The sequence below is a fragment of the Cobetia sp. PS-4MA genome (genome assembly GCF_057670765.1).
On the sequence record NZ_CM173107.1, the window covers coordinates 1,998,311 to 2,023,688 of the forward strand.

23 protein-coding genes and 1 tRNA gene are annotated in these 25,378 nt (G+C 62.1%); 11 read left to right on the top strand and 13 right to left on the bottom strand.

From position 1 onward, the window contains the following. Positions 1-217: 217 nt before the first annotated feature. The 3 genes from AC26AR_RS08495 (at position 218) to AC26AR_RS08505 (ending at position 3,957) form a co-directional block, all read left to right on the top strand. Positions 218-1,513: a DUF3100 domain-containing protein gene (locus AC26AR_RS08495; protein ID WP_488107870.1), complete on the top strand. Its 1,296-nt coding sequence runs from the start codon at positions 218-220 to the stop codon at positions 1,511-1,513. 84 nt (positions 1,514-1,597) lie between these two features. Then, a complete protein-coding gene (locus AC26AR_RS08500) occupies positions 1,598-2,758 on the top strand; it encodes a M20 aminoacylase family protein (protein ID WP_084208563.1) in 1,161 nt (386 codons plus the stop codon). 119 nt (positions 2,759-2,877) lie between these two features. Continuing rightward, positions 2,878-3,957, top strand: coding sequence for an NAD(P)-dependent oxidoreductase (locus AC26AR_RS08505; protein WP_488106734.1), 1,080 nt, complete (start codon positions 2,878-2,880; stop codon positions 3,955-3,957). A 49-nt stretch (positions 3,958-4,006) separates the two neighbouring features. On the opposite strand, the gene AC26AR_RS08510 is transcribed toward AC26AR_RS08505, so the two are convergent. Continuing rightward, positions 4,007-4,927: a LysR family transcriptional regulator gene (locus tag AC26AR_RS08510; protein WP_077375953.1), complete on the bottom strand. Its 921-nt coding sequence runs from the start codon at positions 4,925-4,927 to the stop codon at positions 4,007-4,009. 427 nt (positions 4,928-5,354) lie between these two features. On the opposite strand from AC26AR_RS08510, the gene arfB reads away from it, so the two are divergent. From arfB to AC26AR_RS08530, 4 genes are all read left to right on the top strand, one after another. After that, positions 5,355-5,768: an alternative ribosome rescue aminoacyl-tRNA hydrolase ArfB gene (arfB, locus tag AC26AR_RS08515; RefSeq protein ID WP_404627068.1), complete on the top strand. Its 414-nt coding sequence runs from the start codon at positions 5,355-5,357 to the stop codon at positions 5,766-5,768. Between the two features lie 105 nt (positions 5,769-5,873). Further along, positions 5,874-6,581, top strand: coding sequence for an SIMPL domain-containing protein (locus AC26AR_RS08520; RefSeq protein ID WP_176494013.1), 708 nt, complete (start codon positions 5,874-5,876; stop codon positions 6,579-6,581). Between the two features lie 73 nt (positions 6,582-6,654). Further along, a complete protein-coding gene (locus tag AC26AR_RS08525; RefSeq protein WP_077375943.1) occupies positions 6,655-6,957 on the top strand; it encodes a winged helix-turn-helix domain-containing protein in 303 nt (100 codons plus the stop codon). 80 nt (positions 6,958-7,037) lie between these two features. Next, positions 7,038-7,346 (top strand): hypothetical protein, encoded by a 309-nt coding sequence (locus AC26AR_RS08530; protein WP_488106735.1) that lies wholly within the window; start codon positions 7,038-7,040, stop codon positions 7,344-7,346. Between the two features lie 101 nt (positions 7,347-7,447). On the opposite strand, the gene AC26AR_RS08535 is transcribed toward AC26AR_RS08530, so the two are convergent. Both AC26AR_RS08535 and AC26AR_RS08540 read right to left on the bottom strand, forming a co-directional pair. After that, positions 7,448-7,762 carry a hypothetical protein gene (locus tag AC26AR_RS08535; protein ID WP_488106736.1) on the bottom strand — a complete coding sequence of 105 codons (315 nt, stop codon included), beginning with the start codon at positions 7,760-7,762 and terminating at the stop codon, positions 7,448-7,450. A 315-nt stretch (positions 7,763-8,077) separates the two neighbouring features. After that, positions 8,078-8,154: transfer RNA gene (locus AC26AR_RS08540), tRNA-Pro, on the bottom strand. 211 nt (positions 8,155-8,365) lie between these two features. On the opposite strand from AC26AR_RS08540, the gene AC26AR_RS08545 reads away from it, so the two are divergent. Both AC26AR_RS08545 and AC26AR_RS08550 read left to right on the top strand, forming a co-directional pair. Continuing rightward, complete coding sequence (locus AC26AR_RS08545; protein ID WP_084208554.1) at positions 8,366-8,641, top strand: hypothetical protein; 276 nt, start codon at positions 8,366-8,368, stop codon at positions 8,639-8,641. Between the two features lie 319 nt (positions 8,642-8,960). Next, entirely contained in the window at positions 8,961-10,064 is a 1,104-nt protein-coding gene (locus AC26AR_RS08550; RefSeq protein WP_488106737.1) for a GGDEF domain-containing protein, read from the top strand. A 177-nt stretch (positions 10,065-10,241) separates the two neighbouring features. Here AC26AR_RS08550 and AC26AR_RS08555 read toward each other — a convergent pair whose 3' ends face one another. The 4 genes from AC26AR_RS08555 to AC26AR_RS08570 form a co-directional block, all read right to left on the bottom strand. Then, positions 10,242-10,781, bottom strand: coding sequence for a YaeQ family protein (locus AC26AR_RS08555; protein WP_077375924.1), 540 nt, complete (start codon positions 10,779-10,781; stop codon positions 10,242-10,244). A gap of 160 nt (positions 10,782-10,941) precedes the next feature. Continuing rightward, complete coding sequence (gene mtnK / locus AC26AR_RS08560; RefSeq protein ID WP_488106738.1) at positions 10,942-12,183, bottom strand: S-methyl-5-thioribose kinase; 1,242 nt, start codon at positions 12,181-12,183, stop codon at positions 10,942-10,944. Positions 12,184-12,396: 213 nt separating this feature from the next. Then, positions 12,397-13,824: a cardiolipin synthase gene (cls, locus tag AC26AR_RS08565; protein WP_488106739.1), complete on the bottom strand. Its 1,428-nt coding sequence runs from the start codon at positions 13,822-13,824 to the stop codon at positions 12,397-12,399. Between the two features lie 171 nt (positions 13,825-13,995). Beyond that, positions 13,996-15,501 carry a fumarate hydratase gene (locus tag AC26AR_RS08570; protein ID WP_077375915.1) on the bottom strand — a complete coding sequence of 502 codons (1,506 nt, stop codon included), beginning with the start codon at positions 15,499-15,501 and terminating at the stop codon, positions 13,996-13,998. A 301-nt stretch (positions 15,502-15,802) separates the two neighbouring features. On the opposite strand from AC26AR_RS08570, the gene AC26AR_RS08575 reads away from it, so the two are divergent. Together AC26AR_RS08575 and AC26AR_RS08580 are read left to right on the top strand one after the other, a co-directional pair. Next, entirely contained in the window at positions 15,803-16,726 is a 924-nt protein-coding gene (locus AC26AR_RS08575) for an N-acetylmuramoyl-L-alanine amidase (RefSeq protein WP_404627078.1), read from the top strand. Positions 16,727-16,978: 252 nt separating this feature from the next. Continuing rightward, positions 16,979-17,293 (top strand): hypothetical protein, encoded by a 315-nt coding sequence (locus AC26AR_RS08580; RefSeq protein ID WP_479398852.1) that lies wholly within the window; start codon positions 16,979-16,981, stop codon positions 17,291-17,293. Between the two features lie 154 nt (positions 17,294-17,447). On the opposite strand, the gene AC26AR_RS08585 is transcribed toward AC26AR_RS08580, so the two are convergent. The 6 genes from AC26AR_RS08585 to uvrB form a co-directional block, all read right to left on the bottom strand. Then, a complete protein-coding gene (locus AC26AR_RS08585; protein WP_084209692.1) occupies positions 17,448-18,149 on the bottom strand; it encodes an ABC transporter ATP-binding protein in 702 nt (233 codons plus the stop codon). Between the two features lie 74 nt (positions 18,150-18,223). Continuing rightward, a complete protein-coding gene (gene livG / locus AC26AR_RS08590; RefSeq protein ID WP_084209691.1) occupies positions 18,224-18,979 on the bottom strand; it encodes a high-affinity branched-chain amino acid ABC transporter ATP-binding protein LivG in 756 nt (251 codons plus the stop codon). 82 nt (positions 18,980-19,061) lie between these two features. Then, on the bottom strand, positions 19,062-20,387 hold the full coding sequence (locus AC26AR_RS08595) for a high-affinity branched-chain amino acid ABC transporter permease LivM (RefSeq protein WP_077375907.1): 1,326 nt from the start codon (positions 20,385-20,387) through the stop codon (positions 19,062-19,064). Further along, positions 20,387-21,307: a high-affinity branched-chain amino acid ABC transporter permease LivH gene (gene livH / locus AC26AR_RS08600; protein WP_043336883.1), complete on the bottom strand. Its 921-nt coding sequence runs from the start codon at positions 21,305-21,307 to the stop codon at positions 20,387-20,389. The genes AC26AR_RS08595 and livH overlap by 1 nt, the downstream gene beginning before the upstream one ends. Positions 21,308-21,567: 260 nt before the next feature. Next, on the bottom strand, positions 21,568-22,668 hold the full coding sequence (locus AC26AR_RS08605; RefSeq protein ID WP_371861074.1) for a branched-chain amino acid ABC transporter substrate-binding protein: 1,101 nt from the start codon (positions 22,666-22,668) through the stop codon (positions 21,568-21,570). 653 nt (positions 22,669-23,321) lie between these two features. Further along, entirely contained in the window at positions 23,322-25,349 is a 2,028-nt protein-coding gene (uvrB, locus tag AC26AR_RS08610) for an excinuclease ABC subunit UvrB (protein ID WP_488106740.1), read from the bottom strand. Positions 25,350-25,378 lie beyond the last annotated feature (29 nt).

The following is a 25,378-nucleotide window of genomic DNA, read 5'->3' on the forward strand; positions in this document are numbered from 1 at the left end:
TAGCGCGCCGCTCGTGACAATACTGAAACCCGCTGATCGCTCCACCAGAGGGCGACAGGCTCGGGGTCTCCCCGAGGCGGTGCCCGTGTCTGAGACGTCGTCACGACACAAGCGCGCACTGGACAAGAAGGCGCCTCACAAGTCGTTGCTATTCAAGCAGTTCTTACACAAGAAATTACTACACAAGCAGTCACTACAATAACAAGCGGAGTCCCACATGCCCCTCGCTCAACTCCTGGACTGGCGGTTGCATCTGCTGGTCGTGGTGCTATCTCTCGGCGCCGAACTGATCGGTATCCTCAAGTTCCCTCTCGGCCCCGGCACCCTGCTGCTGTTGCCCCTGTTCTATGCCTTCATTGCGGCCGTACTGTGCAATCCGCACCTGTTCAGCGGCACGAAACGCGTCATCCCGCCGGTGATCAGCGCGGCGGCAGGGCCGGTCATCCTGCTGTCGATCATGCCGTTCATCGCCCGCTTCGGCTCCACCATCGGCCCGGCCATCGAGCAACTGATCTCGGCAGGTCCGGCGCTGATCCTGCAGGAGCTGGGCAATCTGGGCACCATGCTGATCGCGATGCCGATCGCGGTCGTGGTACTCAAGATGGGCCGTGAGGCGATCGGCGCGACCTACTCCATCGCGCGGGAACCCAATATCGCGATCATCTCCGACAAATACGGCCTCAAGGGCCCGGAAGGTGTCGGCGTGATGGGCGTCTATGTCGTGGGTACCATGTTCGGCACCCTGTGGTTCGCGCTGATGGCGGGCTACCTGACCTCGCTGGACATCTTCGACCCGCGTGCGCTGGCCATGGCATGTGGTGTCGGCAGCGGCAGCATGGTGGCGGCATGTTCCGGCGCCATCGCCGGTGCCCTGCCGGAGATGGGCGAGGAGCTGCTGGCCTTTGCCGGCGCCAGCAACCTGCTGACCTATGCCACCGGCCTCTACGTGTCCCTGTTCATCGCCCTGCCGGTCGCCGAGCGTCTGTTCACCTTCTTCAGCCGCAAGCGGGCCGGTGACAATGGCGCCATGAATGACGAGGAAGCCAAGCTTGCCTCCGAGGCGCTGGCCGAAGATCGCCCGGAGAACCAGCTGGGCAAGACGGCGCTGGTGGTCGCGGCGGTCTGCGTGGTCGGCTGGGTGGTCAACACCATCAACGGTGCCAGCCTGATCGACGCCGCCCCCGGCATGCTGATCCTCTACGTGATGACCATGCTCGGCCTTGGCGTCGCTCGCCTGATGCCCTTCTATCTGCCGGCCATCGCCTGGGTGTCGCTGGTCAGCATCGTGATGACACTGCCATGGTTCCCGGGCAGCGGCTGGATCACCGAGCAGCTGAGCTTCGTCAACTTCCTCGCCATCGTCACGCCGGTGCTCGGCTACGCGGGTCTGGCGCTGAGCAAGCGCGAGTTCAGCATGTTCCGCCAGGCAGGCTGGAAGCTGGTGATCATCTCGCTGCTGGTCTTCACTGGCACCTATATCGGCTCGGCGGTCGTGGCGCAGGCACTGCTCTGATCACACGGGCTTCGCACGTTGCTTCACCCCTCTCAACCCATTCAAGCCGGCACTCCAGGGTGCCGGTTTCCACAGGAATTCAGCATGCAACTACCCGAGAACATCGACGAGGCACTGCTGCGCAGCTGGCGTCATGAGTTTCATCAGCATCCCGAGACGGCCTTCGAGGAGCACCGCACCTCGGCGCGCGTCGCCGAGATCCTGCGTGCGGCGGGTCTCGAGGTCACCACCGGACTTGCCGAGACCGGCGTGGTGGCGGTACTGGATGGCAATCTGGGGCCGGGACGTACCATCGGTCTGCGTGCCGACATGGACGCGCTGGATGTCACCGAGGCCAACGCCGTCTCACATTGCTCGCACACACCCGGCAAGATGCATGCCTGTGGCCACGATGGCCATACCACCATGCTGCTGGGCGCGGCCTGCATGCTCGCGCGTGATCCTGACTTCGCCGGGCGCGTGGTGTTCGTGTTCCAGCCCGCCGAGGAAAACGAAGGCGGCGGACGCCGCATGGTCGAGGATGGCCTGTTCGAGCAGTTCCCGATGGAGGCCATCTACGGCCTGCACAACTGGCCGGGACTGGCGCTGGGCGAAGCCGCTGTGCATGACGAGGCGGTGATGGCGGCCTTCGATGTCTTCACCCTGACCTTGAGCGGTCATGGCTGTCATGCGGCCATGCCGCATCTGGGCAAGGACACCATCCTGGCGGCCTGCCAGCTGGTGACCCAGCTTCAGGGGCTGATCAGCCGTGAGACGCCGGCCCACAAGACCGCGATTCTCAGCATCACCCAGTTCCATGCCGGCGATGCCTTCAACGTGATGCCGGAAGTGGTCGAGCTGCGTGGCACGCTGCGCTGTTTCGACCCGGCACTGCGGGCGCACCTGCAGCAGCGCTTCCATGATGCCGTCGATGCCATGGCGACCTTCCATGGCCTCAAGGTCGAGTTCGATTATCAGCCACGCTACCCGGCGACCCTCAATACCCCGGGACACGCCGAACGCTGTGCCAATGTACTGGCGCAACTGCCCGGCATCCAGAAGGTCCATCGCGATCTGCCGCCCTCCATGGCCTCGGAAGACTTCGCCTATCTGCTGCAGGAGTGCCCCGGCGCCTATATCTGGCTGGGCAACGGCGAGGACAGTGCCTCACTGCACAATCCCAACTACGACTTCAACGATGCTGCCACCCCCATCGGGGTCAGCTATTGGACGTCACTGGTGCGCGAGTTGCTGACGCGCGATTGATGGCCACATGCCCTTGGCGGCAAGCGCGATGCGGATGACGTCGCCAGGCGCGGCGTTGAACTTGATCAAGGACCATCGCAATCTACACAGTGTCATGACTCTGGTGAGGAAGGAGCGACATGAAAATCAGCGTGATCGGCAGGGAAGCCATTGGCGCACGGAGCCGTACGGCGCTCTCAAGGGCAGGGTTTGAGGTGGCGGGCGAAGTGGCAGACCAAGTGACGGACAAGGTGACGGCCGAGACGGCGGGCGCTGCGACCGCCACGGTGGAGCAACGCTGCCACGCGCCTCATGAGAAGAGCGAGGCCGAGCGGTGGTTCGATACGCATGCACGGCCGCGTGAGCGATTCACCAGCGAGGTCTACCTGCTGGCGCTGGCAACCTCCCAACAGGTGCAGAAGGTACTGACCGGCAAGGAAGGCCTGCTGCGACTGGCACCGCCGGGCAGTGTCATCGTCGATCTCTGCCGGGGCGATGTGAACATCAGCCGTGAGCTGGCCGTGCAGACCCGGCTGGCTGGCCATCACTGGCTGGAAGCGGCTTCCAGTCGCGACCCTCGCGATGAGAGCGAAGGCCATCTCACGCTGCTGGTCGGCGGTGATGACGCCACCGTGCAACGCATGACGCCCCTGCTCGAGGCCATCGCTACCCGCCACCTGCACGTCGGGGATGCCGGCTGTGGGCATGCGGCCGTGCTGGCCAATGACTATCTCCACGCCGCCCATCTCATCACCACGGCAGAGGCGATCGCGATGGCCTATCGCGCCGGGGTGCGGCCTCACGCCTGCATCGATGCCATCAATCTGGGGGCCGGCCGCAGCGCCGTCAGCGAGGTGAATTTCCCGCGCTGGGTGCTGCCGGGAGATTATGATTCCGGTATCTCCACCGGTGCCCTGCGCCGCGACCTGCGCCTGGCGCGCAGCTACGTGACCACTCTCAAGCTGCCTTCCGGGCTGATGAAGGCGGTCTTCGATCGCTGGCAACCACCCGAACTGTGCCCGGCGGATGAGGATGACATCCATCATCTGTGTGATCGCTGGCTCAGCGATATTCCCGCTCAACTGCGTCACACCTCATCACCTGCCGCCGATGCCCCGAGCGCGCCGACCGACGCCGGAGCGCCTCGCTCATCAGAACGCGATGCCTCGGCGCCGGGCAGGGTGACGGATGGCTCCCGGTCGCCTGCCGAGAAAGCCTGAGCCCACCCCCATCGCGGGCTGACGCGTCTAGCCTTCACCCCCGACAGGCCTACTCCTGACGGGGGCCACTGAAGGCCGTGATCCAGCGCTCCAGGTGGCGCAGAAGCTGCAGACTGGCCCGTGGCATGCGCCGTCCGATCCGCGTGATGATGTGGGCGCGTGCCTGGCGAAAGGCGCTGCATTCCACATCACGAGCGATCAATACGCCCTCCTCCAGCTCGCGCGCAGCCGCGAAGGCCGGCAGCAGCGTGATGCACAGCTCCGAGCGTGCGGCCTGCTTGAGCACTTCCATGGAATTGGTCTGCATCACCATGTGGGGACGTACGCCCGCGTCACGAAAGCCGTCATCCATCAGCTGACGCACTCCATGGGTGGGGCCCCACAACGCCATGGGATGCGCTGCCACCTCTTCCAGGGTCAGCGCATGGTTCACCGCCGCCAGCGGATGCTCTGGGGACATCATCGCCACCAGCGGTTGTGGGCTTGAATGCCAGAAGCGCAATTGAGGGTGCACGCGTTCGTGGTACATCAGGCCGATATCCGCCTCATCCTCGACCACACGGTCGATGATGCTCTGCATGCTGCCGGTATTGACCTTGAGGGTGATCCCCGGGTACTGGGATCGGAAGGCGCGCAGGGGGATGTTGACGAGATCGCCCACGAAGCCTTCGCCGATGATCAGGCGAATCTCGCCGGTTTCCAGCCGCTGGTAGGCATCCAGACGCTCACCGAAGCTTTGATCCAGCTGCTCGCGCTGCTGAATGTAGTCCAGCAGCATCTCGCCCACTCGTGTCGGCTGTACGCCATCACGGGTTCGCTCGATGAGCGTGGCGGCCATCGCCTCTTCCAGCAATCCGATCTGGCGACTGACCGCTGACGGCGCGATATCCAGTCGAGCGGCAGCCTGCCGGATCGACCCCGCTTCAATGGTGACCTGAAAATAGACGAGGCGTTGATGCGGAATATCCATGAGTGAACGCTGCGCAAGAGGTTGAACTGAGGCCAGACATCCCGCATGTCCATGACCCTACGGATGAACGTCTCGAAGGCCACGACCCGATGCCTTGACGTCGCGGGGACTGGGAAGCACGCTCGAGAAGAGCGCCTGACACGAGAAAGACTCACGTGGATGCAGAGGCCGGCTATCAGCCGCCCGGCGGTCAGCGACTCCTGCCTCACTACGCAACAGCGTACCAGATACATGCCCGAGAAGGCGGAGTGAGTGTCGCCTGCCGTGATATCTTCGCAACCAGATTGTGCCAGACGAGGATATTCCCCTCTCGGCTGACTCTGCCGGCCGACTCTCGGGCGATTCTGAAGCCCGACGTTGATTGCGGTAACATGACCCCACGGCCGCGACAGATTCGATGCGGCTCCCCACGACAAGGAGATAAGCCATGTTGACCATCTCCAGTTCGGTGACACTGGCGGATTGGGAAATCGACCTCACCCAGATTCGTGCTCAGGGCAATGGCGGCCAGAACGTCAACAAGGTGGCGTCAGCCGTCCACCTGCGGTTTGACGTGCAACGCTCCACCCTGCCTTCGTTCTACAAGGAACGCCTGATGCAGTTGTCGGATCAACGCATCAGCAAGGACGGCATCATCATCATCAAGGCCCAGAGCCACCGCACCCTTGAACTCAACAAGGAAGATGCTCTGGCACGCCTCAAGGCGCTGGTCCTCGATGCCGTCAAGGTACAGAAGGCACGCCGCGCCACTCGCCCCAGCAAGGGCGCCAAACGGCGGCGGGTCGACAGCAAGACTCGCAAGGGCAAGATCAAGGCGATGCGCGGCAAGGTTCAGGACTGATCCGGCGCCCATGGCGGATCGACACACTCAGCGCTGATCGGCAGGCTCGAGGCTTGATCAGACAGGCTCGGCAACGGGCCTTCCACCTCTCAAGGAAGATGTGACATGCGCACTCTCGCAAGCTCACTGGTATTGGGCGGCCTGCTGGCCGTGGGGATGGTCTGGAGTGGCAGCTATCTCAAGGAAGCGGCACAGGTCTGGGAGGCGTCCAACCGGGTGGTGACGGTCAAGGGCCTGGCAGAGCGGGACGTCAAGGCAGACCTGGCTCTCTGGCCACTGCATTTCAGCGTCAATGCCAACCACCTGTCCGACCTGCACGAAGCGCTGGCTGATGATGAACGCAAGATTCGCGACTTTCTCACCGCACGCGGCTTCCCGTCCGAGCAGATCAGCGTGACGTCACCGCAGGTAACCGACCTGCATGCCAACAGCTACAACGCACAGCGCCCTGACGAGCGCTACCGCGCCGAGGCCACGGTACTGGTGCGCTCGCCCGAGGTGGACCTCGTCAAGCAGAGCGCCTCCCGTACCGGCGAGCTGGTGCGTGAAGGCATTCTGCTGTCGGCGGACTATGCCTACCGCACCGAATTCCTGTTCACGGGGCTTGCCGCTCTCAAGCCGGAGATGATCGCGGCTGCCACCGCGGATGCACGACGTGCCGCGCAACAGTTCGCCGAGGATTCCGGCAGCCAGGTGGGGCATATCAAGCATGCAAGCCAGGGCTACTTCTCGATCTCGGACCTCGACAGCTATACCCCCGATATCAAGCAGGTCAGGGTCGTCACCACCATCGACTACACGCTCAGTCACTGACCTCCCGGCGGGCGGGCAATCGCCCCCGCCGCTCCTTATCGACTTTCATGATTTCCTCGACAGCGGAGCCTGCATGTCCGACACCGTTCTCAGCAAGACCCAGACCAGCTTCTATCGTCGCCTGTTCGTGGCGCATCTCATCGCCCACGAGATCGCCAGCGTGCCGGACATCATCGAGGCCACCGGCATGCCGAGGCGCACCGCCCAGGACACCATCTCGGCACTTGCCGAACTCGAGATTGTCTGTGAATTCCAGCATGCGGAAGGTCAACGTCACAACATTGGTCATTACGTGATTCGGGACTGGGGGCCAATCAATGCCCAATGGGTCGCCGACAATGCCGCACGATTGCAACGGGTGCTGGGCTACGCGTGATTGATCGCCACGCGCGATTCGATGCACTGCTGACGCTGGGCGTCTGGAAATGGCCGAGACATTCTGGAGGGAGTTGAGACATGTTGACGGCGGACATCTGGACAAGCGCTCTCGAGCACGCCGTCATCGCCGTGATCATCCAGCTGATGCTCTGGCCAGTCTTCACGCTGTGGTCGTCTGGCGCCATTGCGGTCGCCATCTTTCTGGGCCGGGAAATTGCCCAGCACGAGTACAAGGGGGGTGGCCCCAAGGCAGTCGCCTGGGATCATGGCCTGCTGTACCACTGGAACTGGGACTCCTGCCTGGACGTGGCCCTGCCGCTGGTGTCATGCGTGATCTGCGCGTCACTGGCGCAGGCTGCAAGACATTGGCGCAGGCGCTCTGCCTGAGCCGGAACGGCTGTGTCAGCCCCGCCTCGATACCGCTGCCCCGGCATCGAGTCATCCTGCCTGTACCGCAATTCCCATGTGCACGTCTGAGGCACGCACTCTCAGCCAGAGTACGCCACTGGGGATACCTCGACCTGACGCTTCCTGCGTCGGATCGGGTGCTGCGCACGACTCTTGAGATACTCCGCCAGCGTCTTCGGCTCGCTGCTGGGATGCTGATAGACGTAATCCTCCGTGATTATCGACAGGAATTCGGCACTGCGTGCCCCCGCGACCTCTATCCCCAGCACGAAATCCTGTCCCTGATGTACCTCGAACAGGAAGTTGGGGGCTTCCGCCGCACAGGTCCTTGCCACGTAGCCATCCCCCAGGCTTTCCTTGAGGATGGAGCGCTCCGGGTTGAACCGACTCTCCATGTAAGTGTTAACCGTTTTCATTCACGAGAGTGAGGTAATGCAAAGGAAAATGGCGACAATCGGTAACAAGCGACGACGATCAGCGCCTCTAGACATCAAGTGATTGGAGGCCTCTGACGTTAGACAATCGACAATGGACTATCGACAACACGCCATCGCAAATGAGTGCAGGAAAAGCTGACTGGACTTTCGTGACGAGGTCACAGGGGTGACCGGCATGCAGAGATGCCGCATTCGCGGAAGGAACGGCGTGAGAAATACCGCCCAAAAGAAAAGGCCACCCGAGTGAACCGGGTGGCCTTTTCTTTTCAATTCTGGTCGGGACGACAGGATTCGAACCTGCGACCTCTGCAACCCCATTGCAGCGCGCTACCAAGCTGCGCCACGTCCCGACTTCGTCCTTGAAAGGCTTCCCCCTCAAGACGAGACGTAATGTACCGCATTGATCTCAAAAAGAAAAGCCCGATATGAACATTTCTTGTCATTCGTCGCGCAAGCGCGTGACCCGCGACCCGTGGCGCTCCGGAAAAGATTGAATTCTCCCATGGGACGAACCATGTTCTAGTCATGACCCCATCAGTACCACTTGATAGGAAGGATGACATGGCGAACGTTCATTTCACTCTCACGACGCACCTGAAGAACGGGCAAACCGTCAGCGGCGACCCGATCAAGGTCAGTGCCAGTAGCACGCCGCAAACGGGCAACACGATACAGAAAGGTGACTGGCCGGCACTGGACGCCCTGTCACCCAACTTCCCCGTCACCGTCACGAAAGTGGAAGAAGATGATGACGGCAACACCCTCGTGGCACTTACCGAGTCGGATAAGCCTGACCCCTCGGACCCGGACAGCTATCGCTATACGCCGTGGAAATAGCCTCGGACAGGCAGCCATAAGAGAAAAGATGCATCGGCCAGCCATTGGCAGTATCGTCCAGACAGCATGAGGACTATCTCATAAAAGCCGAGCCTGTCGCCGGGCCACTGCTGCCCTGCCGCCTATCATCGAGGACAGGCGGCCCCTGAGACGATGGTGAGTCACGCCCCCCGCATAGGCGAGAAACGTTGGGGCACAGTGAAACCGGAAACGGCTTTCCTCGAGTAGGCTGACACTGAACAACGACCAACGTCACATGAGCCTTCATCATCAGCCGATGCCTGAAGCATCCGACTGGCCCAATGACCGTCGAGGTACCATGACTCGTCTTGCAAAAATGGTAGGCACCAGCTGGCGCTGGTTGGTTGGCGAGAATGGCTCCGCACGACAGATTCTGCACCACGGGTTTCTGGTATCCGCCGTCCTGATCGGCCTGTTTTCCGCTGTCTTCAACTATCTGATGGAGCTGACGGTCCCCGCCTACAGCGTGGCGCTTGCCGTCATCAGTCTGATGGTCATGGTGATGTGGTATCGCTCACGTTTCCACGGGGAGTTCAGCCGCATGTCCTGGCTGTTCTGCACGCTGGTGACCTTCGTGATGCTGCCGGGCAACTGGGTCTTCAATCACGGCGCCTCGGGCCCGACGCTGCTGTTCTATCTTATGGCCGCCGCTTACGTGCTGGGGGTTCTCCCGCCGGACCGTCTGCGTCGTGGCGTCATCATCAGCGGCCTGATGCTGATGCCTTGGATTCTGCTGTGGGGGGAGATGGCCAACCCGCAACTGGTCTCCTCCTATGCGAGTACCGCGATGCGCAGCCTGGACATGGGGGTCAGCTATACCCTGGCGTTCGGACTGCTGAGCCTCGTGATCGCCGGTTATGCCAAGCGCATTCGAGAGGAGCGTGATCTGGCTCGCGCCTATGCAAAGAAGCTTGAACGCCTGAGCCGACTGGACAGTCTGACCGGACTCTACAATCACCGCACGATCCATGAACACGCCGAACACCACCTCAGCGAACGCGACATCAGCTGTCTGCTGATCTGTGATCTGGACCACTTCAAGCAGATCAATGATGCCCACGGCCACCCCTACGGCGACCAGGTCCTGGCGCACTTCTCGATGCACATCCAGACGTTGAGCCGAGAATACTCAGGCAAGGCCGGTCGTTATGGGGGAGAGGAATTCATGATCCTGCTGCCGGGCAATCTTGCCGTGGCCCGAGAATTCGATCGCCAGTTGCGTGAAAGCTGTGAGGCGTCTCCCCTGGCCCACGGCGTGATCCGCTTCAGTACCGGGGCCAGTGAACGGCGCCATCCGGATACCCTCAGCAGCTGGGTGCAACGCAGCGACGTGGCGCTCTACCACGCCAAGGCCAGCGGCCGTGATCAACTCATCGTCGATCACGACATCAGCATGGTGTGAGGCCAGGTTCTCCGGCAGTCAGACTTGCCTGCGTTGCGAGCCGTTCGACACGATTCGCCCTCTACGATTCGCCCTCTACGAGACAGCCCCCGCAAATCAAGATTTGCGGGGGCTGTCTCGTGGTATCTGACCTGAAGGTTCAGGGGCAGTCAGCCAATGCCGCGAACGGCATGTCCCTCAGCGCTCCCCTTTCAGCCACTCCAGATTGATCTCGTGCTGACCATTGTCATCGGTGATGAAGATGGTGCCCTCGGAGATCATCATGGTCCACTTGATGTTGCGTGGCAGGGATTCGGTGATGGCGTCCAGTGCGCCCTCAGGAACCGCGGCAATGCTCAGATTGGACAGTCCAGCCACTGCCGGCACCACCTTGGTTTCCCAGACGCGCAGGCTACCGTAGGCGAGCAGCGAGGTGCGCTCGGTGCGCCGTGAACACCAGGTCAGGCGCTCGGCATCCGGCTGGCCCACCTCGATCCAGTGCAGCACGCGGCCATCCAAGCTCTTCTCCCACAGCGCCGGTTCATCGACGTCCGACAGACCACGCCCGAATGCGATGTTCTCGCTGTACCACAGCGCATGGCCCAACAGGCGAACACACAGACGCAGCTCGGTTTCAGAGGGGTGACGGGCAACGGTAAAACGCAGGGTCTCGTAGACACCACGATCAAGGTCGGTCAGCGAGAGATCAACCTTGTAAGGCGTGGAAGACAGGGCCATGAAAGTCTCTTATTGAAAAGCGGATGCTCGGCAGGACATCTCCCGCCAGCGACCCACGCAGCCAAGACAAGCCTGTCTGCGTGGCGATGAAAGCGCAGAGTCTACCCTAGCCGGCGCCGCAACGCTTGCGACGAGCGTCAAAGCCCTGACGCTGCATGCCTCACCCCAGCAGACGTGCGACCACGCCATCCGCCGCCGCGAGGTCTTCCAGCGACTCACGCGCAAGGATGAGCTCACGCCCGAGTGCCAGAGCACGGCGCTCGGCACGCGCCCGCACGGCATCATCGTTAATCGACTCAAGCTCCAGCACGTGCGCAAGCCCGATGGTGCGACGAATCAACTCACAGCCCGCATAACCCAACGCATCACGCAGGATACGGCTCAGCAATCGTTCCGCCACCCCGGGTGCCGCGAAGCTAGCATCCGACGTGTGGGCGGCCTGCTCACGATACTCGCGGGCAAAGCTTTCCCAACTGGCGACCGCCTGGGCACGCAACTGCGCCACGTAGTCACGCCTGTCGCCCTCGAGTTCGGTATGCGCGCAGGCTGCAAGCCACAGCGCCGCCAGCCAGCTGCCGATATCGAAGCCCGCCGGACCGAAGAAGCCGAATTCCGGGTCGATGACCTTGGTGCTGTCTTCACGCACGAAGATCGATCCCGCATGCAGGTCGCCATGCAGCAGCGCCTCGGGTGTGGACAGGAAGCGCTGCTTGAGCTCCGCCACTTCCACTTTGAGTGCCGCGTCCTGCCACAGGGCTTCGGCATCGCTGCGCAGCGCCGGATTGATGCTGTTGCGCTCGTGATCGCAGAAAGGGTCCACGAAGAACAGGTCTTCGGTGATCTTGCATTGATCGGGATTGGTGAAGCGTGCGACGCGCGCCTTCTTGTCGTGGGCATCGAGTGCCAGATCACTGCTGCGATAGAGCGTCGTGGCCAGAAAATGCCCCATCTGCTGACCCAGCTGCGGCAGTGACGCACGCTCCAGGAAGGCGTGTCGCAGATTGCGGTGATCGCCGATATCTTCCATCACGATCGCCGAGCGGGCTTCCTCGAAGTGATAGAGCGCCGGCACCAGTTCAGGCGCGCACTCGGCCTCGAACTGCAGCGTCTCGGCCTCGATGCGCACCCGCACCAGCGACAGCGGCCAGCTTTCGCCGATGATGCGCACCCAGGGCAGCCCCTGTTTGACGATCACCGAGGTTGAGCGGTCCGGCGTGCAGACGCGATAGACATAGTTGATGTTGCCATCGCCGATCTCCTCGACCAGCAGGTCACTGGCCATAGTGAAGGCAGGCAACTGATCGCCGACATGCTGGCGTGCGAAGGCAATGACATCGGCGTCATCCCGGAATTGATACTCGATGGAAGGTGCCTGGCTGGCGTGAGGGTCTTGAACGGTCATGGCAGGTCTCAGCGCGGAATCATGAAGCCGCCGTCCTGGATGCCCTCTCCAATGCATGGCGAGAGAAGTATCCAGGCTCTCAGTTTATTCCAAAAAGAAATAAACAGGCGATCAGTTATAGCGAGAAGATGCCTGCAATGGCCACGAATGACAAGACCTGCCGAGTGAGTTTCGTTCAACTCGGCAGGCGGCAGGTTCATGCAGTGCGCGGGGTCACTGGATCGGGGCCAGCAGATAGGCCGCCCGCGACACCAGCTTGCGCCACATGGGCCGCGCCTCCAGCTCCTCGCAGCTGATCTCGCGACAATGACGGAAGTCTTCCTCGAGCATGGCCTCCACCTCTGCCGCGAACTGGTGATCCGGCACAAAGGCGGTGACCTCGAAGTTCAGACGGAAGGAGCGATTGTCGAGGTTGACCGTCCCGATGGTCGCCGTGTGACTGTCCATCAACATCACCTTCTGATGCAGAAAGCCCGGCTGATAGCGGAAGACGCGCACGCCCGAGCGAATCATGTCGGAGAGGAACGAGAAGGCCGACAGGAACACCAGCAGATGATCGGGACGTTCGGGGATCATCACCCGCACGTCCACGCCTCTCAATGCTGCCAGCTTCAAGGCATCCTGCACGCCCTGGTCCGGCACGAAATAGGGGCTGGTGATCCATATGCGGCTGACCGAGGAGTGGATGGCCTGCTGAACCAGCAGACTGGCCGTCTCGCGACGGTCCGCCGGGCCGGAGGGCACGATCACCACGTGCTGACATTCTTCACAGCTGATGCGCGGCTCCCACTCCAGCGACAGCACCTCGCCAGTCGCCCAGTGCCAGTCCTCCCAGAAGGCCTCCTGCAGCCCCATCACGCTGGGTCCTTCCAGCTTGAGGTGAGTATCGCGCCAGGCGCCGTAGCGCTCGGAATGGCCCAGATACTCATTGCCCACATTCAGTCCGCCGACAAAGCCCACTCGGCCGTCGATGACGGTGATCTTGCGGTGATTGCGGAAGTTGATCTGGAAGCGGTGCCGCCAGCCCCGCGAAGAGTTGAAGGCACTCACCTCGCAGCCGGATTCCAGCAGATCATTGAGGTACCCATCCGGCAGCTTGCGCGAGCCGATCTCGTCATACAGGAAACAGACCCGCACGCCACGTTCGGCACGCTTCATCAGAGCCTGCTTGAGCCGTACACCGAGCTCATCATTCCGCACGATGAAGAACTGGATGAGGATGTAATCCTCGGCCGCCTTGATGGCCGCGAACAGGGCATCGAACGTCTTCTCGCCATTGATCAACAGCTTGGCGCGATTGCCGGTGGTCACCGGCATCATCGCCAGACGTTCGATGGCATCCAGGTGCGTGGGGTTGCCGCCCAGCGGACGCGAGAGCCAGGGGGAGAGTTTGGGACGAAAACGCATCAAGACGCGTCGCATCGTCGAGTCACGCTCCTCGCGGGCACTGACATAGCCATAGAAACGGGGACGCCCGAATACCCAGTAAAGCGGCAGGGCGACGTAGGGGAAGGTCAGCAGACACAGAATCCAGGCAATCGCACCCTGTGAGGTACGACTGGACATCAGGGCCATGACGGCGGTCATCGCACCCAGAATGTGACTGCTCAACAGCAGAAAGCCAAGTAACCAGGCGGTCATTGCAGCTCCATTGCAGGCGTCAGGGTCGCCAGATTATGCCACAGCTGCGCTGGCAACGATGCCTCGGCGTGGCAGAGTCCAGATGCGCAGAACCCCGCCGATGTCATGACACGGGCGGGGTTCCTGGCTCATGCCCTCACGGACATGACGTGCACATCACGCAGACGGCCTTCAGGCGCGGCTGGCGATGATTTCCTTCCACTTGGCCGGGCCGGTCTGGTGCACGGAGACACCTGCACTATCGACCGCCACGGTGACCGGCATGTCCTCGACCTCGAATTCGTAGATCGCTTCCATCCCCAGGTCTTCAAACGCCAGCACGCGGGACTTCTTGATCGCCTGGGCGACCAGGTAGGCGGCGCCGCCGACCGCCATCAGGTAGCTGGACTTGTTGTCACGGATGGCGTCGATCGCGGTCGGGCCACGCTCGGCCTTGCCGACCATGCCCAACAGGCCGGTCTCTTCCAGCAGCGTACGCGTGAACTTGTCCATGCGGGTCGCGGTGGTCGGGCCAGCCGGACCGACGACTTCGTCACGGATCGGATCGACCGGGCCGACGTAGTAGATGAAGCGACCTTTCAGATCCACCGGCAGCTGCTCACCCCGTGCCAGCATCTCGGTCATGCGCTTGTGGGCCGCATCACGGCCGGTCAGCAGCTTGCCGTTGAGCAGCAGGGTGTCGCCCGGCTGCCAGCTCTGCACTTCCTCGGGCGTCACGGTGTCGAGGTTGACGCGCTTGACGCTGTCGCCCGCTTCACGGGTGATTTCCGGCCAGTCCTCGAGCTTGGGTGCCGGCAGCTCTGCCGCGCCGCTGCCATCCAGAGTGAAGTGCACGTGACGGGTCGCCGCGCAGTTCGGGATGATCGCCACCGGCTTGTTGGCCGCGTGGGTCGGGTAATCCATGACCTTGATGTCGAGCACGGTGGTCAGACCGCCGAGGCCCTGTGCGCCGACACCCGTCGCGTTGACCTTCTCGAACAGCTCGAGACGGATCTCTTCGGCGCGGTTGGAGGCACCACGCTTCTGCAGTTCCTGGATATCGATCGGCTCGAGCAGGGATTCCTTGGCCAGCTGCATCGCCTTCTCGGCGGTACCGCCGATGCCGATGCCCAGCATGCCGGGCGGACACCAGCCAGCGCCCATCTTCGGAATCTGTTCCAGCACCCAGTCGACCACGGAGTCGGAGGGGTTGAGCATCGCGAACTTGGACTTGGCTTCGCTGCCGCCGCCCTTGGCCGCGACGTGGATCTCGACGGTATCCCCCGGCACCAGCTTGTGGTGGATGATGGCCGGCGTGTTGTCCTTGGTGTTGGCACGCTTGCCGTCCGGGTCTGCCAGCACGGAGGCGCGCAGCACGTTGTCCGGCAGCAGATAGGCGCGGCGGACGCCTTCGTTGACCATGTCATCCAGGCTCATCTCGGCCTCGAAACGCACGTTCATGCCGACATGGACGAAAACGGTGACGATACCGGTGTCCTGACAGATGGGACGATGACCCAGGGCACACATCCGGGAGTTGATCAGAATCTGCGCGATGGCATCCTTGGCGGCCGGATTCTCTTCACGCTCGTACGCCGCGTTCATGGCGTCGATGAAGTCCTTCGGATGGTAGTAGGAGATGTACTGCAGCGCGTCGGCGACGCTCTGGATCAGGTCATCCTGGCGGATCACGGTCATCAGGATCGGCTCCTCAAGGGCAAGCGATGGAAAAGACAGGCACACTGGCGCCCAGGGCGTCAGGCCGATTACTGTTGTCAGGGACAGAAATCGCGCCACCATGGGGCGGGCGCCGGGTCAGGTGGCCGGGATTATACCTCAAGCGAGCACGCGGCGGCAGAGCGAATCCTGCAACCCGCATGTCAGGACATCCCAGCCCATCCAGCGCAAATGACGGGCGTGGAGACTGCCATCATGCCCCGCGCGATGACCCCCGATTCACTGCCACCTCTTCACTGCCACTTCCCCTCACGAGCGACTCATGACATCAGGCTTCAATGCGTTTCGCCCTCTCACCTGCTTGACGATAGCCTCGCTGACGCTGCTGTCGGGCTGCATGCAGCATTCCCGGTCGGACACTGACGAGGCCTCGGGGAGCTATCAGCGGATGGAGGCCAGCACCGAGAGTCAAAGCAATTCTCGCGTGCGCCACCTGGTACTGCATTACACCGATGATGATCTCACAGGCTCTCTGATCAGCCTCACCGGCGCTGACGTCAGCGCGCATTACCTGCTCTCGGCACCTGCAGATGGCGAAGCGCTTCCCCGCGTTTACCCGCTGGTGTCAGAGAACCGCCGCGCCTGGCACGCCGGCATCAGCCAGTGGGGTGAACGCGGCCACCTCAACGACACCTCCATCGGCATCGAGATGGTCAATGCCGGGCCCGAGGCGCTCACGCCCCTGGCACCCGGGCAGACGGAGACCCGAGCTTCCGGCGTGGCAAGGCGCTGGTCCCCTGATCGCCACTTCGCGGCCTGGAATGAACAGCAGATCGCGGCCTTGATCGCGCTGGCCTCCCCCATTGTGCGCCGCCATGACATCAAGGCGGTGGATGTCGTCGGACACTCCGACATCGCCCCGGACCGCAAGACCGACCCGGGCCCGCGCTTCCCCTGGCGCCGTCTGCATGAAGCCGGCATCGGGGCCTGGCCACGGGATGCCGACGTCAGCTGCTTTCGACGACAGATGGCCAGCGATGGACTGCCCGCGGAGAAGACCTTGATCGCGGCACTCGCCCACTATGGTTATCCAGTGGAGGCCGAGCGGCCCTGGATGGCGATCGCCGCGTTCCAGGCGCACTTTCGCCCCGGGGCCATCAGTGGCCAGTTTGATGCGGAAAGCGCCGCGATCCTGCTGGCCCTCAACATGCGCTATCGCCAATCGACGCCCTGTCAGGCCCGGTGAACCGGGGAATTTCCGTCATCCAATCGTCATTCATCTGTCACATTGCTGCCGCAGCATCGACACTTCCCTGACACCTGGAGCGGTGTTGCATGGCACTTTGCCAACGGCCGTCTACTCTGGGTACAGACATGACCAGAGAGGGTCATGGATCCACACGCTTGCGACTGGCGAGGAGACGCCGGAATCCCCATTCCAATGAGGTTCATCATGGCTGATAACATTCTCAGTGCAGTACCTGATATGGCAGCAGACATGACAACACCCGCCATATCCCCCGGCGCGCTCGGATTCGTCGTCTGTGATGACAAGCGCATCTATGGGGCAGGCATGAGCGAAGAGGACTGCCTCGACAACGCCCTCGAGTGCCTGTGTGGCTACTGTGAACGCAGCGCGCTCAAGAAGATGCTGGAACTGTGTCAATCCGGTGTGCGCTATCCGCTGCGCCAGCTTCCCGCCAGCCAGGCCTGCGTCAGCAATTGCCAGGTCTCCGGCCCTACCGATCATTATCGTATCCATGACGGCGTCGCCTATGCTCCGGAAGAATTCGTGACACCTCTCTCGGCGTAAGCCATTCACGCCACTTTTACCCGCCCCCTGGCTCGCACCCTGCATCGCGTCCTCAAGAAAGCGCCCCTGCCACCGAGAGTTCAGTGACAGGGGCGCGTTCTGTTGCATTGCCTTCCTCCGGTGAGACGCGACAGCGAATCACGTGCCAGACCTCTCAGCCGCCAAGATAGGCGCGGCGGACCTCGTCATTGGCCAGCAGCGCCTTGCCGCTGTCCGCCAGCACCACGCGACCGTGTTCCAGCACATAACCGCGATCGGCGATCGACAAGGCGCGATGGGCATTCTGCTCCACCAGGAAGATGGTGGTGCCCTGCTCGCGCAGCTGCTCGACGATCTCGAAGATCTGCCCGATCACGATGGGCGCCAGTCCCAGCGAAGGCTCATCGAGCAACAACAGTCGCGGCCGACTCATCAAGGCACGCCCGATGGCCAACATCTGCTGCTCGCCACCGGACATGGTGCCGCCGCGCTGATGGAAGCGCTCCTTGAGGCGCGGGAAGAGCCCCAGCACATGCTCGATGCTGCGTTCGTTCTCCTCCTTGCTCTGGTAATAGCCGCCCATGGCGAGATTCTCCTCCACCGTCATGCCGGTGAAGATGCGGCGACCTTCGGGCACCACCGACAGCCCACCGCGCATCACGCGCGCCGTGGGTGTGCCGGTGATCTCCTCGCCCTCGAACCACACCCGCCCGCTGGTCGGACGCGGATCGCCACAGATTGACATCAAAAGCGTCGTCTTGCCGGCGCCGTTAGCACCGATCAACGTCACGATCTCGCCCTGCCCTACAGCCAGCGAAACATCATTGAGCGCCTGCACCGGCCCGTAATGTGTCGTCAGATGCTCGAGCGCCAGCATGGCATCCTGCGGCGCGAGTGCCTCGCTGGCAGGCACGGTCTCTGGCATGACTGCATCAACATGCTCACTCATGCTCATTCCTCCCCCAGATAGGCCTTGATCACGGCATCGTTGCGTCGAATGTCATCCGGGCAGCCATCCGCCAGCGGCTGACCCTGATTGACCACGTAGATGTGATCCGAGATTCCCATCACCAGACTCATGTCGTGCTCGATCAACAGCACCGAGATGCCCTCATCGCGGGTCAGGCTGACGATCAGATCATCGAGATCCCGGGTCTCGTTGGGGTTGAGGCCGGCCGCCGGCTCATCCAGCATCAGCAGCCGTGGCCTGGCCACCATGCATCGCGCGATCTCGAGTCGCCGCTGCTGCCCATAGGCCAGATTGCCGGCCTCGCGATTGGCGAATTCGAGCAGACCGACACGCTCCAGCCAGTCACCGGCATGCTGCATCAGCGCCTTTTCACTGCGACGATAGCCCGGCGTCTTGAACAGGCCCTTGAGGAGATTGCGTTCGGCGTGCATGTGCTGCGCCACCAGCAGGTTCTCGATGACCGTCATCTCCTTGAACAGCCGCACGTTCTGGAAGGTGCGTACCATGCCAGCCTGGGCGATCCGGTACCCCGGCAGGCGATGCATGGCGCGATTCTGGAAATACACCTCGCCGCCGGTGGGCTGATAGAAGCCGGAAATGCAGTTGAAGACGGTGGTCTTGCCCGCACCATTCGGCCCGATGACCGACACCACCTCGCCCGGATGTACCTGAAGCGTCACGCCGTCCACGGCCTTGAGGCCACCGAACTGCATGGTGAGATCACGTACATCCAGCAGCGGTGCCCGGCCCTCGGCGCGCGCCTGGCGGTGTGAGGAAGCGGCTGGCGCCTCATTGTCGAATGCTTGCTTGTCATGTGCGTCAGCCACGGTCGAGCTCCATCTGCGGTCGTTTGAGCGGCACCAGGCCTTGAGGACGCCACACCATCATCAGCACCATCATCAGCCCGAACAGCAACATGCGATATTCATTGAACTCACGGGCCAGCTCCGGCAACAGCGTCATGGCGATCGCCGCCAGGATGACGCCCAGCTGCGAGCCCATTCCGCCCAGCACCACGATGGCGAGAATGATCGCCGACTCGATGAAGGTGAAGGACTCGGGACTGATGAAGCCCTGACGCGCGGCGAAGAAGGCACCGGCGAAGCCCGCGAAACTCGCCCCGATCGTGAAGGCCGAGAGCTTGATGCCGGTGGGATTCATGCCCAGTGAACGGCAGGCGATGTCATCCTCGCGCAGCGCCTCCCACGCCCGCCCGATGGGCATGCGCAGCAGCCGATAGATCACGAACAGCGTGATCAGCACCAGGATCAAGGCCAGCAGGTACAGATAGATGACCTTGAAGGCCGGGTCGTAGTCGATGCCGAAGAACTCATGGAAGGCGATGTTGCCCTCATCGGCTCGCCGCGAGAACTCGAGATTGAAGAAGGTCGGCTTGGGTATGCGCGCGATGCCATTCGGGCCGCCGGTCAGCTCCGTCCAGTTGTTGAGCAGGATACGGATGATCTCGCCGAAGCCCAGCGTCACGATGGCCAGGTAGTCACCCCGCAGCCGCAGCACGGGGAAGCCGAGCAGATAGCCGAACAGCGCCGTCATCAACCCCGCGATGGGCAGCGCTTCCCAGAAGCTGAAGCCCAGGTAGCTATTGAGCAGTGCGTAGGTATAGGCACCGACCGCATAGAAGCCCACGTAACCGAGATCCAACAGTCCCGCGAGACCCACCACCACGTTTAGCCCCAGGCCCAGCATGATGTAGATCAGCGTCAGGGTCGCGAGATCCACCGCCGAGCGGTTGGACAGAAACGGGAAGATCAGCAGCGCACCGATGGCCAGCATGATCCACAGCTGACGCTTCTGACCGCTCATCACGTCGGGGACGCGGAAACGTGATGGCTTGCGGGTACGCGCACGCCATTCCTCGATCTGTGGACGCACCAGCTGGTGCAGGAAGACGGCCAGTGACGCGGCCAGCAACCAGCCCCAGGTGTCCATGCCCATCAAGCGCACCGTGGTGGTGATACCGGTGGACTCGAGCTGAACCCCCAGTACCGAGCCACCCAGCACGAGAGTCAACACGGCGGCCGCAAGTGCCGACCACCAGGGACGACGATAGGAGGGCTGTGGCGGAATCGTCTCGGCGGGCGAGGTGCCCGCTGTCTTCAGAGTCTGTTTCGCAAGCTTGGGCATCAGATCTTCTCCACTTCGGGCTTGCCGAGAATCCCGGAGGGACGGAACAGCAGAATCAGGATCAGCAGTCCGAAGGCCACCACGTCCTTGTATTCCGTGGACAGATAGCCGCCGGTCAGCGCCTCCGCGACGCCCAGCAGCAGGCCACCCAGCATCGCGCCGGGGATACTGCCGATACCGCCGAGCACCGCCGCCGTGAACGCCTTGAGCCCGGCCAGGAAGCCGATGTAGGGATTGACCACGCCGTAGTACATGCCGAGCAGCAGTCCCGCCACAGCGGCAAGCGCCGCCCCGATCACGAAGGTCATCGAGATGATCATGTCGGTATTGATGCCCAGCAGACGCGCCATGCCGGCATCTTGGGAGCAGGCACGACAGGCACGCCCCAGGCGCGAGCGCGAGATGAAGGACGACAGCAGCAGCATGCACACCAGCGTGACGCTGAAGATGATCACCTGCATGTAGGACAGATTGACCGCGAAGCTTTCCAGCCCGAACTCCCAGCCGCCCGGAATCAGGCTGGAGATCGCCATGTCCCGCGAGCCCTGGGCCAGACGCATGTAATTCTGCAGGAAGATCGACATGCCGATCGCCGAGATCAGCGCGATCAGACGCTTGGAGCCTCGCACCGGGCGATAGGCCACCCGCTCCACGGCGAAACCGTAGGCACAGGACACCAGCACCGCCACCAGCAAGGCGGCCGCCATCAGAAAGAAGGGGTTGGCGATGCCCAGCATGCCCAGCGCCGCGATGACGATGAAGGTCACGTAGGTGCCGATCATGTAGATCTCGCCGTGGGCGAAATTGATCATGCCGATGATGCCGTAGACCATCGTGTAGCCGATGGCGATCAAGGCATAGGTACTGCCGATGGTCAGGCCATTGATGACCTGCTGCAGGAAGTAGAGGATGTCTTCCATTGAAACGACCCTTGGCCGCGACAGTGTTCGGCTTGTGGCCGGAGACTGTCAGGGAAATGCCGCATGCGCGACGACGACGGGAAGGCACGGCGATGTTGCATCGCCATGAACTCGACCGAACGGAGAGGCCCGCCATGCCAAGCGGCATGACGGGACAGCGTGTCGGCATTGATCCGCCGAGCCTCATGACAGGTCACGAGACCGCAGCGAGTGCTGATATCAGCCGCTGATCAATGTACCGTTGATCAACGTGCTGCTGATCAATGTGCCGCTTCGCTCTTAGTACCGTCGGCGTGCCAGTTGTAGACGACGAAGTTGAAGTCCTTCAGATCGCCCTTCTCATCGTATTCGACCTTGCCGATGGGCGTGTCGAAGCTGTTGGCCTTGAGGTATTCGGCGACATCATAGGGGTCGGTGGAATCGGCGCCCTTGATGCCATCGGCGATCAGCTCCACTGCGGTGTAGGCCGGCATGACGAACGGACCGGAAGGGTCCTGCTCCTTGTCCTTGAAGGCCGCGACCAGATCCGCGTTCTTCGGGTCATTCTCGAAGGCCGGCGGCAGTGTCACGTACAGGCCTTCCGAGGCCTGGCCGGCAATCTTGGAAATGTCCGGATTCCCGACCCCTTCCGGCCCCATGAAGGGCGCGTCGAAGCCCAGCTCACGTGACTGACGCAGCAAGAGGCCCAGCTCCGGGTGATAGCCACCGTAGTAGACGAAGTCGACGTTTTCCTTCTTGAGCTTGGAGATCAGCGCCGAGAAATCCTTGTCACCCGCCGTGATGCCCTCGAACAGCACCACATCGATACCCGCTTCCTCGACGGTATCGCGCACGCCGGTGGCGATACCTTCCCCGTACTGCTGCTTGTCGTGGATCACGGCCATGTGCTTGGGCTTGATCGTCTCGGCGATATAGCGCCCCGCAACCGGCCCCTGCAGCGAGTCCAGGCCGATGGTGCGGAAGACCAGCTCATAGCCCTGCTCGGTGATGGTCGGGCTGGTGGACGCCGCCGTGATCATCATCACGCCTTCCTCGGCGTAGATGTCCGAGGCCGGTTGCGTCGCGCTGGAGCACAGGTGGCCGATCACGTACTGGACGCCGTCATTGACGATCTGGTTGGCGACCGCCACCGCCTGCTTGGGATCACAGGCGTCGTCGTATTTCACGCCCTTGAGCATCTCGCCGTCGACGCCGCCGGCGGCATTGATCCGCTCGATGGCCATCTCGGCACCGATGAACTGCATGTCACCGTACTGGGCGACCGGCCCCGTGACCGGGCCTGCCATGGCGATGGTGATATCTGCCTGAGCCTGGGTGGACATCGCCGCGGCGATACCGAGAGCGAGAAGAGACCTGCGCATCATGATGAGAATTCCTGTTCCCGATTATTGTTGTACTACGGCCGGGCAGACCTGACGGGTGCCTTGCGGCAGCATTGCGCCGCCCGAAAAGGACTGGCGACAATCGCTGTCATTCGCTGTCCTTGTCCGCCGCCGCCAGCCATCAGGCAGGCGACTCGCGACGCCAGGAATGCCTTGAAAGCATTATTGGCAGCAGCGAATACGCATGTAAAGCGACCGTTTGAGCGCTCATGAAAGCAGGCCAAGGCCCTACCAATAGCGAAAAAGACTGCGCTTTCCATTCTGGCCAGACAATCGTTGGCATTGACGATGAAAGCCAGTCATTGGCGTATGTGAAGACGCAGTTGACAGGAATTCCCTCTTCACTTGCACCATCAGGTCGCATTGCTGCACCCACCCCGGCTACGCCCAAGGTTGTAGGAAAAGCAATCCTGCCGCCCTCCCGAGGCAACCGGTTGCCCCTGAGCCATGCACTGAGCTGCAATATGATGATCTGCGACGCAATAGACAAGATAACGGGATAACCTGCTGATGGCACCTCTCCGTCAGATACCCGCCAGCCCTGAACGCCACGCGCCCGACGATGGGTGACATCGTCGGGCGCGCAGGGTCATGCCTTTAGCAACGCGAATGCTGGGGGATGGAGAGTAGCGTTAGCCCAGCGTGAGCAGGCGATTGCGCACGTCATTGATCTGATCGCGCAGTCGACCGGCTTCCTCGAATTCGAGATTCTTGGCCGCCGCGAACATGGCATCTTCCAGCCGGCTGATTTCCTTCTCGAGTGCCTGAGGGCCTTGAGCCGCCAGAGCCGCATAGTCTGGCGTCTCTTCCGCCACCTGTCGCTCGTTGCCCTTGCGACGACTGCTCTTGCGTCCCGGTGCCTGGGCACCTTCCATGATATCCGCCACCGATTTGGTGATGGTACGCGGCGTAATGCCGTGCTCTTCATTGAAGGCCATCTGCTTCTCACGGCGGCGCTCCGTCTCGGCTATCGCACGCTGCATGGAATCGGTGATGCGATCGCCATACAGAATCGCCTTGCCGTTGGCGTTGCGCGCCGCACGGCCGATGGTCTGGATCAGGGAGCGCTCGGAGCGCAAAAAGCCCTCCTTGTCGGAATCCAGGATCGCCACCAGCGAGACTTCCGGGATATCAAGGCCCTCACGCAGCAGGTTGATGCCGACCAGCACATCAAACTTGCCAAGACGCAGATCCCGGATGATCTCGACGCGCTCGACGGTGTCGATATCCGAGTGCAGATAGCGCACCCGAACATCGTGCTCTCCCAGATACTCGGTCAGGTCTTCCGCCATGCGCTTGGTCAGCGTGGTGATCAGAACGCGCTCACCGACCTCGGTGCGCGCCTTGATCTCGGAGAGCACGTCATCGACCTGGGTCGAGGCAGAGCGCACCTCGATGACCGGATCAAGCAGCCCCGTGGGACGGACGACCTGCTCCACCACCTGCCCGGCATGCTCTTCTTCATAGGTACCGGGCGTCGCCGAGACGAAGACGGTCTGGGGCAGGATGCTCTCCCACTCCTCGAATTTCATCGGGCGATTGTCCAGCGCCGACGGCAGACGGAAGCCGTATTCGACCAGCGTCTCCTTGCGTGAACGGTCACCGCGATACATCCCGCCTACCTGAGGCACGCTGACGTGGGACTCGTCGATGAAGACCAGCGCGTCCTTGGGCAGGTAATCGAAGAAGGTCGGCGGCGCATTGCCGGGGTCACGCCCGGACAGATAGCGCGAGTAGTTCTCGATGCCGTTGCAGTAGCCCAGCTCCATCATCATCTCGATGTCGTAGAGGGTACGCTGCTCCAGACGCTGCGCCTCGACCAGCTTGTCGTGCTTGCGCAGGTAATCGAGGCGCTCGACCAGCTCTTCCTTGATGTGATCGACCGCGGCGACGATGGTCTCGCGCGGCGTCACGTAGTGGCTCTTGGGGTAGATGGTCATGCGCGGCACCGACTCGGCCACTTCACCGGTCAGCGGATCGAACAGCCGGATGGAGTCGATCTCGTCATCGAACAGCTCGACACGCACGGCCTGCTCCTCGGAGTCCGCCGGGAAGATGTCGATCACGTCGCCGCGCACGCGATAGGTACCGCGCCGGAAATCCATGTCGTTGCGGGTGTACTGCAGCTCCGCCAGGCGCCTGAGGAAGCCGCGTTGGTCGATCTGCTCACCACGATTGAAGTGCAGACGCATCTTCAGGTACTGATCCGGGTCACCCAGGCCGTAGATCGCTGAGACGGAGACCACGATGATCGCATCGCGCCGCTCCAGCAGCGCCTTGGTCGCTGACAGGCGCATCTGCTCGATGTGGTCGTTGATCGAGGCGTCCTTCTCGATGAAGGTATCCGAGGACGCGACATAGGCTTCGGGCTGGTAATAATCGTAATAGGAGACGAAGTACTCGACGGCGTTGTCAGGGAAGAACGACTTGAACTCGCCATAGAGCTGGGCTGCCAACGTCTTGTTGGGCGCCATCACGATCGCGGGGCGCTGCAGACGCTCCACGATGTTGGCGACGGTGAACGTCTTGCCCGAGCCGGTCACACCCAGAAGCGTCTGATGCGCAAGACCCGCTTCCAGGCCAGTGATCAGCTTCTCGATGGCAGCCGGTTGATCACCGGCTGGCTTGAACTTGGAATTGATGCGAAATGGTTTGCTCATGCGCTCTCAATGGTGGCGGTCATGCCGCT